This window comes from Pseudomonas sp. TAE6080, from assembly GCF_018732265.1.
Lineage (GTDB): Bacteria > Pseudomonadota > Gammaproteobacteria > Pseudomonadales > Pseudomonadaceae > Aquipseudomonas > Aquipseudomonas brenneri.
The window spans coordinates 1-15,788 of sequence record NZ_JAHIDY010000071.1 but is presented as its reverse complement, the minus strand read 5'-3'; the positions used below and the strand labels follow the sequence as shown (position 1 = coordinate 15,788).

General features: G+C 63.3%; 14 protein-coding genes. 5 read left to right on the top strand and 9 right to left on the bottom strand.

What is annotated here, in order from left to right; genetic code table 11:
• Positions 1 to 86 precede the first annotated feature (86 nt).
• From KL786_RS28410 to cbiE, 8 genes are all read right to left on the bottom strand, one after another.
• Positions 87 to 2,195, bottom strand: a complete 2,109-nt coding sequence (locus KL786_RS28410) for a TonB-dependent receptor (protein ID WP_215519718.1) — start codon at positions 2,193 to 2,195, stop codon at positions 87 to 89.
• 150 nt (positions 2,196 to 2,345) lie between these two features.
• Entirely contained in the window at positions 2,346 to 3,728 is a 1,383-nt protein-coding gene (locus KL786_RS28405; protein ID WP_215519717.1) for a PepSY-associated TM helix domain-containing protein, read from the bottom strand.
• Between the two features lie 149 nt (positions 3,729 to 3,877).
• Positions 3,878 to 5,953 (bottom strand): TonB-dependent copper receptor, encoded by a 2,076-nt coding sequence (locus KL786_RS28400; RefSeq protein WP_215519716.1) that lies wholly within the window; start codon positions 5,951 to 5,953, stop codon positions 3,878 to 3,880.
• Between the two features lie 94 nt (positions 5,954 to 6,047).
• Positions 6,048 to 6,470, bottom strand: a complete 423-nt coding sequence (locus KL786_RS28395; RefSeq protein ID WP_215519715.1) for a DUF2946 domain-containing protein — start codon at positions 6,468 to 6,470, stop codon at positions 6,048 to 6,050.
• A 19-nt stretch (positions 6,471 to 6,489) separates the two neighbouring features.
• Positions 6,490 to 6,972 carry a copper chaperone PCu(A)C gene (locus KL786_RS28390; RefSeq protein ID WP_215519714.1) on the bottom strand — a complete coding sequence of 161 codons (483 nt, stop codon included), beginning with the start codon at positions 6,970 to 6,972 and terminating at the stop codon, positions 6,490 to 6,492.
• Between the two features lie 45 nt (positions 6,973 to 7,017).
• Positions 7,018 to 7,413, bottom strand: a complete 396-nt coding sequence (locus tag KL786_RS28385) for a DUF2946 domain-containing protein (protein ID WP_215519713.1) — start codon at positions 7,411 to 7,413, stop codon at positions 7,018 to 7,020.
• Between the two features lie 273 nt (positions 7,414 to 7,686).
• Positions 7,687 to 8,397, bottom strand: a complete 711-nt coding sequence (locus KL786_RS28380) for a cobalt-precorrin-6A reductase (RefSeq protein ID WP_215519712.1) — start codon at positions 8,395 to 8,397, stop codon at positions 7,687 to 7,689.
• Positions 8,394 to 9,599, bottom strand: a complete 1,206-nt coding sequence (cbiE, locus tag KL786_RS28375) for a precorrin-6y C5,15-methyltransferase (decarboxylating) subunit CbiE (RefSeq protein WP_215519711.1) — start codon at positions 9,597 to 9,599, stop codon at positions 8,394 to 8,396. The genes KL786_RS28380 and cbiE overlap by 4 nt, the downstream gene beginning before the upstream one ends.
• Before the next feature lie 111 nt (positions 9,600 to 9,710).
• Here cbiE and cobG point away from each other — a divergent pair, with 111 nt between their 5' ends.
• From cobG to KL786_RS28350, 5 genes are all read left to right on the top strand, one after another.
• Positions 9,711 to 11,015, top strand: coding sequence for a precorrin-3B synthase (gene cobG / locus KL786_RS28370; protein ID WP_215519719.1), 1,305 nt, complete (start codon positions 9,711 to 9,713; stop codon positions 11,013 to 11,015).
• Positions 11,008 to 11,634: a precorrin-8X methylmutase gene (locus tag KL786_RS28365; RefSeq protein WP_065942854.1), complete on the top strand. Its 627-nt coding sequence runs from the start codon at positions 11,008 to 11,010 to the stop codon at positions 11,632 to 11,634. Before cobG ends, KL786_RS28365 begins: the two co-directional genes overlap by 8 nt.
• Positions 11,634 to 12,365 carry a precorrin-2 C(20)-methyltransferase gene (locus KL786_RS28360; protein WP_032859836.1) on the top strand — a complete coding sequence of 244 codons (732 nt, stop codon included), beginning with the start codon at positions 11,634 to 11,636 and terminating at the stop codon, positions 12,363 to 12,365. Before KL786_RS28365 ends, KL786_RS28360 begins: the two co-directional genes overlap by 1 nt.
• Positions 12,365 to 14,002 (top strand): precorrin-3B C(17)-methyltransferase, encoded by a 1,638-nt coding sequence (gene cobJ / locus KL786_RS28355; RefSeq protein WP_215519710.1) that lies wholly within the window; start codon positions 12,365 to 12,367, stop codon positions 14,000 to 14,002. Before KL786_RS28360 ends, cobJ begins: the two co-directional genes overlap by 1 nt.
• A 297-nt stretch (positions 14,003 to 14,299) precedes the next feature.
• On the top strand, positions 14,300 to 15,082 hold the full coding sequence (locus KL786_RS28350; protein WP_215519709.1) for a hypothetical protein: 783 nt from the start codon (positions 14,300 to 14,302) through the stop codon (positions 15,080 to 15,082).
• An 8-nt stretch (positions 15,083 to 15,090) separates the two neighbouring features.
• Here KL786_RS28350 and tspR read toward each other — a convergent pair whose 3' ends face one another.
• A complete protein-coding gene (tspR, locus tag KL786_RS28345) occupies positions 15,091 to 15,687 on the bottom strand; it encodes a type III secretion system genes modulator TspR (RefSeq protein WP_003171467.1) in 597 nt (198 codons plus the stop codon).
• Positions 15,688 to 15,788 lie beyond the last annotated feature (101 nt).

The following is a 15,788-nucleotide window of genomic DNA, read 5'->3' as shown; positions in this document are numbered from 1 at the left end:
TGTGAACACCCCAAGAAATTGGATTGGTGTCCAACTTCTTGGGGGCAGTCCAAAAGTCCTTCCACACTGGAGGGTGTTGTCATCCGTTAGAAGGTGTAGTCGGCGGTCACAAAGAACGAGCGCGGCTCGCCCAGGATCCACTGTTGGCCGTCATTGTACTGGCTCACGGCGTAGGTGCGGTCGAACAGGTTATTCAATTGCAAGCCCACTGTCGTGTTGCGCAGGGCTTTCCACGACACGCTGGCATCGACCACGGTGTAGCTGGGCAACTCGTTCTGGTTGGCCATGTCGGCGTAGCGCGCATCGACGTAACGCACGCCGGCACCGGCGCGGATGTCTTCGGTCACGGCCTTGCTCAGCCACACGTTGGCGGTGCGGCGCGGTACATCGACCGGGCGATAGCCGTCGCGGGAGATGGCAACGCCGCCGACGTTCTGGCTGAAATCGTCGTACTGGGCGCGCACGATTGCCGCGTTGGCTTGCAGGGCCCAGGCGTTGGGCAGTTGCAGGTCCAGGCTGGCTTCGAGGCCGTCGGACGACTGTTGGCCGACTTGCTGCTTGAGCCCGGGGCTGCCGGGCACATCGGTGAGCAGTTTCTTTTTGACGATGTGATAGGCCGCCAGGGTCCACTCGCCGCGCTGGTCCCAGAAGGCCTGCTTGATGCCGATTTCGGTCTGTTTGGCGGTGGCAAGGTCGAATTGCTGCTGGCCGGGGCTCAGGGAAATCAGGCCGCTGATGCCATCGGTGCTGGTCGCGTACTGGCCGTAGATCGAGGTGTCTGGGGTTACAGCAAACACCAGGCCGGCCTTCCAGTTATTGCCGGTGAGGGTCTTGTCGCTCTGCTCGCCGGTTCTCAGTTCGTCGCGGTCCAGGTGCACGTAGTCGCGACGGATGCCGGTGATCAGCGACAGTTGGTCGGTCAGTTGCAGGCGGTTTTCGGCAAAACCCGAGAACTGTTTGGTGGTGGTGACGAACAGCGGCAGGAATGGATCGGCACTTTCAAACGGCGCTGATGCCGGGTGCTTTACGTCGATGGGTTGGCCGGCGGGCAATACATCGTCAAACGGTGAGTTACTGGCCAGGCGAAAGCGGATGCGGTTGTACTCCACGCCGGTCACGGTCTGGCTGTCGAGGCCCAGCAGCGTGTGCTTGAAGGTGAAGGTCTGGCGGTCGCCGACCTGTTCCTGGTTGTGCTTGATGCCGTAGAAGCCGCTGCGAGTCAGTTGCCCGCCGCTGAAGTTGTAGTTCTCGGCGTTCTGCCAGCGGCGCTGGTTCTTCAGGTAGTACAGCTCGTTGCTGGCGCTCACCGAATCGCTGATCTGCCATTCGCTGGTCAGGCGGGTCCATTGGTCGTTGTAATGCTGGGTGTCGTTGCTGACGTTGTAGTTCTTGTCGCGCAGGCCCTTGTGCAAGTGGCCGTTGATCAGTGGTGTGCCGAAGTAGTTCTGTGGGCGCTGGTCACCGTAATCGTGGGCCAGGGTGAAACTCAGGTTGTCGGCAGGCTGCCAGCGCAGGGCTGCGCTGACGAAGTCGCTGGCCGAGTCGCCACGGTCGATAAAACCATTGCTGCGCAGGCGGTTGAGGTTCAGGCGGTAGCTCAAGGTGTCGGTCAGCGAGCCGCCGCTGTCCAGGGCTTGTTGCTGGCGATCATAGGAGCCGTAGCCCAGGCGGATACGATTTTCGATATCGCCGGTGAAGGGCTTTTTCGAGATCGTGTTGACCACCGCGCCGGTGGCGCCTTCACCGTACAGCACCGATGCCGGGCCGCGCAGCACATCCACACGCTCCACGGACCAGGTGTCTACCGGGAAGGTGGACGTGCCCATGCCGTTGTACATGCGATTGCCGTCATACAACTGCATCACCGAACCCTGGCCGGTAAAGCCCCGTGCTTGCAGGGACGTACCGCCGTCGCCCGGTGTGCCGGTGCGGCTGATGCCGGTGGCACGGGAAATTGCGTCCTGCACGCTGACATCACCACGCTCGCGGATCTGTACACCGGTCTGGCTTTCGACACTGCCCGGAGTTTGCAGGGCCGTAAGGTTCAGACGCGAACCAGCAGTAGTCGCAGTGTTCAGGTCGATAGCCGGGCTGTCCACTTCTGGCGCGGTGACGGGGCTGACAGGCAGGGTCAATGCCTGGGCGCTGGTGTGCAGCGCAAGCAGGCACAGGCCGGACGCAAGGTACTTGTTCATTGCAGGATCAATTCTTCTTCGAGACGGTGCTCGCCGCCGGGCGCGGCGAGCAGGGATTGCACTAAGTGTTATAATATAACACTTCTTGCGTTGAGGGTGAAAGCCCGCGCAAGACTACATAACGCCTCTATGTAGGGCATCTCGCCTACCTCATGCAGAAGGTGAGGCCGATTCACGTTGCTTGAAAAAACGCGCCAGCACTAGCCGATCCACTACCCACACCACAATCAACGAGGCGCCAACCAACGGAAAAATGATCGCCAGGCCGAGCATGATCACCATTGCGGTTTTCCACTTCGGCAAATCATGGCGCAACGGTGGAACCCCCAGGCCGCCCTGTGGCCGGCGCTTCCACCAGATCACCACGCCGCTGACCGCACTCAACAGAATCATCAGGCACACCAGCAGCACGATGATCTGGTTGACCACGCCGAACATCTTGCCCTCATGCAGCATGACCCCGGACTCGGTGACCCGCGCCACGCTGTTGTAGTGCTCCCAGCGCACATCGGCGAGGACTTTGCCGGTGTATTGGTCGACATGCAGGGTCGCGTCATTGCGCGGGTCGTTGGCGAACACCGCGATGGTGAACACGCCTGTGGCGGTGGTGGGGAAGGTGATGCTGTAGCCCGGCTCGACCTGGCGCGTCGTGGCCAGGTCCACCACCTGTTGCAGGCTGATTGCCGGGGCTGCGGGGCCGTGGTTCATGCCGCCGTGTTGCATGTGCTCGGCATGCTCGCCGGACATCGGCATCGGCGTGTTCTCCATGGCCCACGGCACCGTCTGCTGGGTCGCGGTGTTGAGGCTGCGGGCCTGCTGGTCAGACTGTGGCACATCGTTCCACATCGCCGCTGGAAAGTGGTTCCACAGGTCAGCGTATTGCTTGCCCCAGAAGCCGGTCCAGGTCATGCCGCTGAGGATCATCAGCAGCAAAAATGCGGCGCCCCAGAACCCGGTGACGGCATGCAGGTCACGCCAGAACAGGCGCCCGCGGCTGCCCAGGCGTGGCCACAGAATCCCGGCCGCCGACTTGCCGCGCGGCCACCACAGGTACAGGCCGGACACCACCAGCATCACGCCCCAGCCGGCAGCGAGTTCCACCAGGCGGTCGCCGGTGGTGCCGATCATCAACTCACCATGCAGCGCACGGGCGATGGCTTGCAGGTTGTAGGTGGCATCCTGTTCACCCAGGACGGTGCCGCGATAAGGGTCGACAAACACCGTCAGCTCGTTGCCGGCGTTGTGCAGGACAAACTGCGCGCTGCTGCTGGCGTCCACCGGCGGCAGGTACTTGCTGATCGTGCCTTGTGGGTAGGCGGATTTGGCCCGTTGCAGCAACTCGTCGGCGCTGAGGACCTGCTCGGCGGGCTGCACGTTGAGCAACTGGCCGTACATCAGCGGGTCGAGTTGGGGCTTGAACAGGTAGATGATGCCGGTCACTGCCAGCAACACCATGAAGGGGGCGACAAACAACCCGGCGTAGAAGTGCCAGCGCCAGGCCAGGTTGTAGAAGGACATCTTTGGAGGGGTCATCAGGGTGCTCCGCAAGGACGTTATTTTTGTGCATGACTTGTAGGAGCGAGCTTGCTCGCGAAAAACCTGAGGTTGGCGCATTGAGTCTGACTTAGCGCGTCATCGTTCACGTTTTTCGCGAGCAAGCTCGCTCCTACAAGGGTGGTGGGTTAGAAGCTCATGTCGACCTTGGTCCAGAGCGTGCGCCCCGGTTCATTGATGGCTTGTGGGTCGTTGGCCGGGTAGCCGAACCCGGCGTTGCCGGCCAGGTTCAGGTGCTCGGCGTAGGCCTTGCCAAACAGGTTGTCGACGCCGGTGCTGACCTTGAAGTTTTTGTTGATGCGGTACGCCGCGTTAAGGGAGAACACGCCAAAGCCACCGCTCTTGTCGAAGTCCTTGCCGACCACGTTGCCCTTGTTCTGGTCGATGCGGTTTTGCGCCGCCACCACACGCCACAAGGCGCCGGCGCTCCAGTCGTCTTCGCTGTAGGTCAGGCCGAAACGCGCATCCAGCGGCGGCATTTGCGGCAGGGCCTTGCCGTCGCTGCTGTTCTTGCCCCAGGCATAGGCCAGGGTGGCGTCGGCTTTCCAGTTGGCTGTCAGCTTGTAGGCGGCACCCAGTTCACCGCCCATGATCCGCGCATCGATGTTCTGCGCCTGGGAGGTCATGCCCATCATTCCGGGTGTGTAGTTGAACAGGATGTAGTCGCGTACCTGGCCGATATAGCCGGAGGCCCAGGCTTGCAGGTCGGTGGTCTTGTACTGCAGGCCGAAGTCCAGTTGAGTGGTCTTCTCCGGCTTGATGGAATCGAAGGCGTTCAGCGAACCCGACGGGCCACGGTTGGGCGAGAACAACTCCCAGTAATCCGGGAAGCGCTCAGCGTGCCCGAGACCCGCGTAGAGGGTGGTCGGGCTGTCGGCCAGGTCGTGTTCATAGCGCACGAAGCCGGATGGCAGGGTGTCGGCGCGGGTATCGCCGGCAGTGGGGTTGGCGCGGCTCATCATGCCGCTGCCGGTGCGCTGGCGAAAATCCTTGGCCGAGGCGCGATCCAGGCGGGCGCCGCTGATCAGCCGGTCGTTGTCGGCGGCATACCAGGTCAGCTCGCCAAATACCCCGTAGTTGTGGAAGTCGGCGTCCTTGTTGCGGGGCAGGTTCTTGTAGGTGTCGACCCCGGCGCTGCTGCGCTGGCGGTGTTCGTTGGTCTGCGCATCGATGCCGCTGATCAGTTGCACATCGGCCCAGCGCCAAGTGGCCTTGATCCGTGCGCCAAGGGTGCGGCGGTCGACGTTGGAGGCCATGGGGCCGGCCATCATCCCGGTGCCTGACGGCGTGCGCAGGCTGTAGTTGTCCATCACGTGGTCGGCGTAGTTGTAGTAGACCTGGGCTTCGACCTTGTCCAGCACCTCGCCGATATTGGATTTCTCGAAACGCAGGCCCAGGCTTTCGCGCAGGAACTGCGAGCCATCCATGCCGCGTCCGGCGTAGCGCGCCTGGCCATCGCCACGGCCAGCGGTGAGTTCCAGCAGGGTGTCGGCGTCCGGGGTCCAGCCGAGGGCAACGTCGCCGTTCCATTTGTCGTAGCGCGAGCCGACGGTGTCGTTGTTGCCGTCCTTGTAGTCATCGGCGTGGGCCTGGTTGCCGATCACGCGGATATAACCGAGCGAGCCACCGGCGGCGGCATCCAGCACTTTGTCGAAGCGCCCGTTGGAGCCGGCGAGGATGCTCGCATTGACCCGGGTGCCCAGTTCACCGAATTGCTCCGGCTCACGGTCAAACAGCACCGTGCCGGCCGAGGCGCCAGGGCCCCAGAGCACGGTTTGCGGGCCTTTGATCACGGTCAGCTTGTCGTAGGTTTCCGGCGAGATATAGGAGGTGGGCGCGTCCATGCGGCCCGGGCAGGCGCCGAGCATCATGCTGCCATTGGTGAGGATATTCAGGCGCGAACCGAACATGCCGCGCAGCACCGGGTCGCCATTGGTCCCGCCGTTGCGCACCAGGGCAAAGCCGGGAATGGTCTTGAGGTAGTCACCGCCGTCACTGGCCGGTACCGGCTGGCGCGGGTCCTTGGGGTTGGTGACGATGGTTAGGGGTGAGCTTGGGGCAACGCCGGTAATCACCGTTGGGCTCAGCTCATTGTGGTGCTCGGCGTGGTCGTCGGCATACGCCTGTGGTGCCAAGAGTGCGCCGCACAAAACGGCGAGCACGGGGGTACATCCCATACGGGTGTCAGCAGGAAACCTGGACATGAAAAATTCCATCAGTCAGTCGTAAACAACACGGCCAGCAGCCTGCGGCTGTCTGTGTGAAGGCGGCCGTGCGAAGTTGTGTGTGATTGGCGGTTTACGACTGGATGGGCGGTGCGCGGCTGCGGGCGCCAGGGAAGATGCTCTGCCGGGCATGGCCCAGGCGCGTTGCAGGGGTGAGGGCGTTGGCCGGTGGTGGGATGCCAAGGGCCACGAATGAAATATGGCCAGGCAGGGCCGGGCAACTGAACAGCAGGCTGCAATAGCCGCATTTCTCCCACATGACGTGGTCGGCGGCGGGGGGCTTGGTGTGCTCGGCGGGGTGCTGGGGCGCGGCGTGGCAGGTGTCGTCCATCGACATCTGCATGGACATGCCGGCGTGATGATCCATCGGCATCGCTTGGGAAATCAGCGGTCCGATAAAGATCATCAGCATGGCGAACAGGCTGATCCAACTGCCGCGTGCAAGCCTTGCGGGCGTGCGGCGGCGCTTGGTCAATCTGCTGGCGGGAGCACCCATGGGGGGCGGCCTGTGGTGATTACTGGGCGTGCTTGTGCTCGTGGCCGGTCATCGGCGGTGCTTTTTGGACCGAGACTTCTACGTTGACCGGCCCGGCCTTTTCGAAGTTCAGGGTCAGCGGGAAGTGCTGGCCGTCGCGCAATTGGCTGCGGTCCTTCAGGCCCAGCAGCATCACGTGATAGGCCATGGGCGCGAAAGTCAGCTCGCCCTTGGGCGGCACGGCCACGCTGGGCACCTGTTGCATCTTCATCAAGTCGCCCTGCATCACATGCTCATGCAATTCGGCCTTGGCCGCCACTGGGGTGTCGACGCTGAGCAGGCGATCCGGGGTTTCGCCCTGGTTATGGATCACAAAGTAGGCGGCAACCGTCGGCGCATTGGGCGGCAGTTCCTGTGACCAGGGATCGCTCACCAGCAGGTCGCCGGCCTTGTAGTCATCGGCATTGGCGGCACTGAACACAGGCAGCAGCAAGGCCGCCAGAAGCAGGGAAGATTTGAGCATGGCAGTTCTCCAGAACGATTCAAACGCAGTTCAATTGCGAAGAGATCAGACGGTTGGAGAGGCGCGGGGGTTGAGGCTCGGCCATTGCTGGCGCGGGGTAGGGGACTGCAAGACGGGCGATGGCAGGCCAGGCACCGGGTCGATCCGTGTCAGATACAACTGCGGCACATGCCCCGGCAGCGCCACCAACGGCGCCGAGCCCGAGCAGCACCAGCAATGCTGCATGGTGGAATGCTCGTCCTGCTGCGGCGCAGGCAGATCCAGCTTGCCCAGGGAGATCGCCACCAGCTTGCTGCCGTTGGACGAACAGAAACTGCCCCACAGCAATTGCTCGGCCGGGCTCTGCCCCTGCTGCATCGCCCCGGCCATCGGCATGGCAAACGCGTTGAACAGCACTGCAAGGCAGGCGATCCAGGCAAATGCAAAGCGTTGACGGGCCATGGCGGACAATCCGTAGGGTTAAACGATCAGGTGGGTATTTAGCCTGATCGGGGGGCATAAGTAAAAAGCGCCGGTGTGGTTTGGTGTCGCAGTGCTGCGTGTGGGCTATGGCTTTGATGATAGACGGGAACGAGAGAATACCAATCTCCAAAACGCCGCAGCCCTAAATGTGGGAGTGGGCTTGCCCACGATAGCGGTGTATCAGTCAGTACATCGGTTACTGACATACCGCAATCGCGGGCAAGCCCGCTCCCACATTTGAGCTGCGTTGTTCTATAAGGCCTGCAGTACCGAGTCGACGGTCAAAAACTCCCGATCCACCCCCGCCAACACCGGCCGCTGCAAAACCACCACCGGCACGCCGCGCTCGCGGGCCACTTCCAGCTTGGGCTCGGTGGCGCTGCTGCCGCTGTTCTTGCTGATCAACACATCAATCTGTCTGCGCTCGAACAACGCCCGCTCATCCTCAAGCAAAAACGGCCCACGGGCGCCGATCACTTCGCAGCGTGCGTTGCCGGGGTAGGTGTCCAGTGCGCGCAAGGTCCAGAACTGTTCGGCAGGGATTTCGTCGAGGTGTTGCAGCGGTTCGCGACCGAGGGTGAACAACGGGCGCTTGAAGGGTTTCAGGGTTTCGATCAGCTCGGCCCAGTCACTGACTTCGCGCCAGTCATCACCGGGTTGTGGTTGCCATGCGGGGCGGCGCAGGGCCCAGCAGGGGATGTGACACAAGCGCGCGGCCTGGACGGCGTTGGCGCTGATGTGTGCGGCGTAGGGGTGGGTGGCGTCGAGGATCAGGCTGATGTTCTGGGTGCGGACAAACTGCGCCAACCCCTCGGCCCCGCCGTAGCCGCCGACGCGTACCTGGCATGCCAGGTCGGTGGGTACCCGGCCAATCCCGGCCAGGCTGTAGATGTGCTGTGGCCCCAGGGTGCGGGCGATGGCCAGGGCTTCCGTGACGCCGCCCAGCAGCAGGATGCGCTTCATAGCGGTTTGATCACTTCCAGCAAGGTGATCGGCAGCGCCTGGCGCCAAGTGTCGAACTCGCCCAGGGGCTGGGCCTGGGCCACGTGAATGCGGGTCAGTTCGCCGCCATGTTGCGCGCGCCAACTCATCAAGGTCATTTCGCTTTGCAGGGTCACGGCATTGGCTACCAGCCGGCCACCGGGCCGCAGGTGCTGCCAGCAGGTATCGAGCACGCCGTCGCGGGTCACGCCGCCGCCGATGAAGATCGCATCGGGTACCTCCAACCCTGCCAGGGCCTGGGGCGCGCTGCCGCGAATCAGTTGCAGGCCGGGCACGCCGAGGGCGTCGCGGTTGTGTTCGATCAACTGCTGGCGGCCGGCATCGGCCTCAATCGCCAGGGCGCGGCAACTGGGGTGGGCGCGCATCCATTCGATACCGATGGAACCGCTGCCGGCGCCGACGTCCCACAGCAGCTCGCCGGGGGTTGGCGCAAGGCGCGCCAGGGTCATGGCGCGCACATCGCGCTTGGTCAGTTGCCCGTCATGTTTGAACGCCGAGTCTGGCAGGCCCGCCAGGCGTGACAGGCGTGGGGTGTCGATAGCGGCGAGGCAGTCGATGGCCACCAGGTTCAACGGCGCAATTGGTGCGTCTTGCCAGGTGTCAGCGTGGCCATCGATCCGCCGCTCTGCCACGCCGCCCAGGTGTTCAAACACACTCAAGCGGCTCGCGCCGAACCCGCTGGCGCGTAACAGCGCGGCTATTGCCGCCGGGCTCTGGCCGTCATTGCTCAACACCAGCAAGCGCACGCCGCTGGACAGATGGGCATTGAGCGCCGCCAACGGACGGGCGACCACCGATAAGGTCACCACCTCCTGCAATGGCCAACCCAAGCGTGCCGCCGCCAGTGACACCGAAGAGGGCGCTGGCAGGATCAACAGCTCATCCGTCGCCACCAGCCGTGTCAGGCTGGCGCCGACGCCGTAGAACATCGGATCGCCGCTGGCCAGCACGCACACCGCCTCACCCCGTCGCGCCAGGATCGGCTCCAGGGAAAACGGGCTGGGCCATAGCTCGCGTTCACCGCGAATGCACACCGGCAGCAAATCCAGCTGGCGCTGGCCGCCAACAATCCGCGAGGCGCGCAGCAGCGCATGCCGGGCATTCCTGCCCAGCCCCTTGAAGCCGTCTTCACCGATGCCTACTACCGTCAGCCAGGGCGACATATTGATTCCTTGAACGACATCCGACGGGCAGGCTTTTCATGCCGTCGGACAAAGCAGGCATAATACCGCGCCTTTGCCCGTAAACCGGTAGCCCCCGTGAAGCCACTTCCACTGTCCAGCAGCAAACGTCCCTCGGGTTGTCCGGGGTTGCTGCGTATTGTCCAGGCGTTGGATGGCGGGATCTGCCGGATCAAGTTGGCGGGCGGCGTCATCCGCGCCGAACAGGCGATGGCTGTGGCGTATGCGGCCCACACCTGGGCGGGCGGGGTGATCGAGGCGACCAACCGCGCCAACCTGCAGATTCGCGGCATCGGCCAGGAACACGATGGCCTGGTCACGCACCTGCTGGACGCCGGTCTTGGGCCGACCACCGCGGGCGGTGATGACGTGCGCAACGTGATGCTCAGCCCCGGTGCCGGCATTGACCGCGACATGCTGCTGGACACCCGGCCCCTGGCAGAGCAGGTCCTCGCCACCCTGCAAAGCCATCCGCGCTTTCATGAGTTGTCGGCCAAGTTCGCCGTGCAACTGGACGGCGGTGAGGCGCTGGCGATGCTCGATCATCATCACGACCTGTGGTTGTCAGCCTATCAAGCACAAGGCCAGACCTTGTTGGGGTTCGGCCTGGCCGGCTGTCCTGGTCGTGATCGGCCGCTGGCCGCCGTAACCCTGGACCAAGGCTATGCGCTGGTCGTTGCGGTGCTGGAGCAGTTTCTAGACCTGGCCCGGCCCGACCAGAACCGTATGCGCGACCTGCTGGCGCATACGTCTGTGGATAACTTCCTCGCACGCTTGAACCTGCCGTTACTTCCCGCCGACGGCTATCGTTGCCGCGCCAACCCGACCCTGTTGCGCCTGGGCACTTATCCACAGCGCCAAGCTCAGCAGGTCTACGTCGCCGCCGTCGCGCCATTGGGGCGCCTGGACTCGGCCATGCTGCGTGGCGCCGCACAACTGGCCCTCGCTCATGGCGACGGCACATTGCGCTTCACCCCATGGCAAGGCCTGCTGCTGCCTAACCTGGCGCCGGACACTGCCCCGCGTGTCACCGAAGGCCTGGCGCAATTGGGCTTCCTCTGTTCTGCCGAGCAGGCGCTGGCGCGGCTGATTGCCTGCACCGGCTCCAGCGGCTGTGCCAAGGCCCAGGCCGACACCAAGGCTGACGCCCTGCACCTGGCCACACTGTTGCAGGATCATGGCCAGGGCCTCGACGTGCACCTGTCCGGCTGCCCGCGCACCTGTGCGGCCGCGCACATTGCCCCGGTCACCTTGCTGGCGGTGGGCGTCGGCCACTACGACCTCTATTTTCGCGATGCAGCCCAACCGGGTTTCGGCCGGCTGCACGCGCACAACCTTTCTATTGAAGCGGCGGGCGCCGTGTTGCGTGCCCGTCCACGGAGCAACACCGATGATTGATTACATCCGCGACGGTCAGGAGATCTATCGCAACTCCTTTGCGATCATTCGCGCAGAGGCCAAGTTGGATCGCATTCCGGCCGACCTGGAAAAACTCGCCGTGCGGGTGATTCACGCCTGCGGCATGGTCGAGGCCATCGACGGTCTGCAGTTTTCCGAAGGCGCGGGCAAGGCCGGGCGTGAGGCCCTGGCGGCCGGTGCGCCAATCCTGTGCGATGCGCGGATGGTCTGTGAAGGCGTGACCCGTGCACGCCTGCCGGCCAACAACCCGGTGATCTGCACCTTGCGCGACGACAGCGTGCCGGAGTTGGCGCGGGAGTTGGGCAACACCCGTTCCGCTGCGGCCCTGGAGCTGTGGCGCCCGCACCTGGCAGGCAGCGTGGTGGTGATCGGCAATGCGCCGACGGCCTTGTTCTATCTGCTGGAAATGCTCGACGCCGGAGCCCCGAAGCCGGCGCTGATCCTCGGTTTCCCGGTCGGCTTTGTGGGCGCCGCCGAGTCCAAGGCGATGCTCGCCGCCGACAGCCGTGGCGTGCCGTTTGTGATCATGCAAGGCCGCCTGGGCGGTAGTGCGATGGCCGCTGCGGCAGTCAACGCACTGGCCACGGAGGTCGAATAATGCAGGCGCGTGGACGTTTGATCGGCCTGGGTGTCGGCCCCGGTGACCCGGAGTTGATTACCCTCAAGGCCCTGCGCCTGCTGCGCGAGTCGCCGGTGGTGGCGTATTTCGTGGCCAAGGGCAAGAAAGGCAACGCCTTTGGCATTATCGAAGAGCACCTGGTGCCCGAGCAGACGCTGATGCCGCTGGTGTACCCGGTGACCACCGAAGCCTTGCCGGCGCCACTGTCTTATGAACAGGTGATCAGCGATTTCTACGACGCCGCCAGTGTCGACGTGGCCGCGCACCTGGATGCCGGGCGCGATGTGGCAGTGATCTGCGAAGGCGATCCGTTCTTCTATGGCTCCTACATGTACCTGCATGACCGCCTGGCCGAGCGCTACGAGGCCCAGGTCATTCCGGGCGTGTGCTCGATGCTCGGCGGCGCCTCGGTGCTGGGTGCGCCGTTGGTGTATCGCAACCAGAGCCTGTCGGTCCTGTCCGGGGTGCTGCCCCATGACGAACTCAAGCGACGCCTGGCGGATGCCGATGCGGCGGTGATCATGAAGCTGGGGCGCAACTTCACCAAGGTGCGCCAGGTGCTTGAAGAGCTGGGGCTGGCCGGGCGCGCACTGTATGTCGAGCGCGCGACCATGGCCAACCAGAAAATCGTCGCGCTGGATCAGGTCGAGCCCATGTCCTCGCCGTATTTCTCGCTGATCATCGTGCCGGGCGAAAGGTGGCAAGGTTGATGACGCCGGCGATCGTAATCCTCGGCCAGGGCAGCCTGGCCACGGCCCGCAGCATCCAACAGGTGTATCCCGGCGCCTTGATCCATGGCCTGGCTGGCCGGGTGGAAGGTGCCGACCAGGCCTACGGCGAATTTGGCGCGACTGTGCGCCAGTTGTATCAGCAGGGCACACCGATCATTGCCCTGTGCGCAGCCGGGATTGTGATCCGCACCCTGGCGGCGCAGTTGCTGGAAAAAGGCGAGGAGCCGGCCGTGCTGGCTGTCGCCGAAGATGGCAGCGCAGTGGTGCCGTTGCTGGGTGGCCTGGGCGGGGTGAATATCATGGCGCGGGAAATCGCGGCGGCCCTGGGTGTGGCGGCTGCGATTACCACCAGTGGCGAGCTGCGGTTCGGCACCTGCCTGCTCAACCCGCCCCAGGGCTATCAACTGGCCGACCTGGAACTGGGCAAACGTTTTGTCTCGGACTTGTTGGCCGGCGAACATGTGCGTATCGAAGGTGCCGCGCCGTGGCTGGACCAGGCCAACCTGGCGCAGGACCAGCAGGCGCACCTGAGCATTCATATCGGCAGTGCCGAGCGTGTGCCGGCGGACAACGAGTTGCTGATCTATCCGAAAAACACCTGGGTGGCCTGCCGTCCGGGTGCCGGGCTGGCTGCACGGGTTCGCCAGGCGTTGCAGCAGGACGGTATCGCTGTGCAATCGTTGGCGTGCCTGCTGGGCGATGATGCCGATATGGCTTGCGGCGAACTGCATGAGGCAGCACTGGAACTGGGCGTGCCGTTACGGTTTACGGCGCTGGCCGCTGGGCCGGAGATGGTCATTCACTCGACCGCTGCGCCGGTGGATCTGGCGCAACTGGGTCGTCCCCGTGGCCGCCTCGCGGTGATCGGCCTGGGCCCTGGCGCTGCCGAGCTGATGGTGCCGGCGGTCAAGGCCGAACTGGCGCGTTGCACCGATGTGCTGGGCTACGAAACCTATGTGCGCATGGCCGGGCCGTTTCGTGCCGACCAGATGCAGCATTGCACCGACAACCGCGAAGAGATGCAACGGGCGCGGCACGCCTTCGAGCTGGCGGCCCAGGGCCGTTCGGTGGTGGTGGTGTCTTCCGGCGACCCGGGTGTGTTTGCCATGGCGGCGGCGGTGCTGGAAGCGTTGCACGAATCCAGCGACCCGGCCTGGCAGCGGGTCGAACTGGAGATCCTGCCGGGGGTCTCGGCGTCCCTCGCCACGGCGGCCCAGGCGGGCGCGCCGTTGGGGCATGACTTCTGTGTGATGTCGCTGTCGGACAACCTCAAGCCCTGGTCCATCATCGAGAAACGCCTGGACCTGGCGTGTCAGGCCGACCTGGCCCTGGCGTTCTACAACCCCATCTCCCGTTCTCGGCCATGGCAACTGGGGCGTGCCCTGGAGATCGTGGCCCAGCATCGTATCGCCGCAACACCTGTGGTGCTGGGGCGTGATATCGGTCGCCCGGGGCAGACGCTGCGCACCACCACCCTGGGGCAACTGACCCCGGACCAGGTAGACATGCGCACCATGGTGCTGATCGGTTCGTCCACCACTTGCGCGTTCCCTCGGGTGGGCGGCGGCGAGTGGGTGTACACGCCACGTTGGTATGGCGAGAAGCCAGCCTCCTGACACAGCGGTGGCCCCGCAATGGGGCCGCACAGCTGTCAGAGAAAGCCAATTGCCTATGACAGAAATTTCTTTGTTCAGCCCCGCTAAGTCTCAATGCAATTAACGGTTCCTCTCTATTAGTTGCAGAAAGTAAGCCTGCCGTTATCAGTCGCCAGTTCATCCCCACTGTTTGCGGGGCGGGGCAGCCAATGTCGATTTTTCCTACGATTTAAAGGCCTTCTCGTACCTCCTGAAAAAGTTCAATCGGGCGACTAGTGTTTGTTGTAAGCCCGTGTGGGTTTTTGTGGAGAAACAGTTATGGAGCGCAAACATAAGCGAATCAATGTGGCAAAAAAGAACAAGCTGATTGCGGCATACCGACTGCCGTTGACCCGGCGGCCAGCGGACCCGCCATCGCCGTTCCAGGCGGATGGTGACTTGAATGGTGCGGTGATCAACAACAGTGTGTTTTCGTTTGTCGCGGGCATGAGCCGCCTCAACAAGGAATACACCCGCAAGAGTTACCTGTTGGCCAGCAGCTATGTGAGTGAGGTCCTGAAAGTGGGGCGCGGCACGCAGGCCTGGTATGACGAATTTATCAAGGTCATGAGCAGCCTTGGCTGGTTGCCGATACGCAGCAGTTTCGAACGGGTCACCACCTCCGTGAAGGGACTGAGCGTACAGATGGCCGTAATGAACATCATCTCGTCCACAGTGGCCTCGACGTTCCTTTCAGGCTCCTTGGCCATGGCGTTACCCAGGTTGGCGGCGGATGCTTTCGAGGCTTTGAAACAACTGTCGGCACCGTTTGATCTGTTCAAGCGCAACATCGTTAACCATGAGGGCGGCGACTTTGGGCTGGCCTCCTGTTCGGAGGTCGACGGTGAAGTGTTGATGGTGCTGGTGACCTACAGCGCCCACGGTGTCAGCACGAAAGTGGGTGTGCCGTTTTTCGAATGGGACAGTTCCACGATCGAAGCCTACAGTGGCCAGACGTGCCTGATGCTCAATCCGGCAGTGGTCAACGACGCAACCATCAAGCAGTTGCGCGAGAGCGCAGGCGACAAGGTCTTGCACGCTATCGCCCAATACCAGATTTGAATGGGGCCTCAGGGCACCAGGTAACCGCGCACGCCGGTAAAGATGATCTGTGCAGCCAGTGCACACACGAACAACCCCATCAGGCGGCTGACAATCTGCAGCCCTTGGTCGCCGAGGATGCGTTCGATCCGGTTGGACAGGTACAGCACCACGCCCACGGTCAGGCTGGCCAGGGCGATACTGAGAATGGCGGTGAGCTTGTCATCCCAATGGGGCTGGCTGACCCCCATCACCAACAGTGCGCCGATGGTGCCGGGGCCGACGGTCAAGGGGATAGTCAGCGGGACGATGGTCACGTCCTGCTGCACATTGTCAGTCTGCACAGCCGATTTGCCCTGGGCCATGCCCAGGGCGGAGATAAACAGCACACTGCCGGCGCCGATGCGAAAAGCATCCACGGTGATGCCAAACACACTGAAAATCACCCGGCCAAACAGGTAGAGCAACACGCTCGACACCAGCGTTGCCAGGGCAACCTTCCAGGCCAGGCGCCGCCGTTCCTTGCTGGAATAGCCACGGGTCAGGCTGATAAAGCAGGACAGGACGAAGAAGGGGCTATACAGCACCAGCATCTTCAAATAAACGCTGAACAACACGTGGAGCATGGCAGGAGCTCACAGCGAAGGAGGGCGAGGGGGAGTTTATCAGGCTATGGACTGCCCCCAAGAAGTTGGACACCAATCCAATTTCTTGGGGTGTTCACATG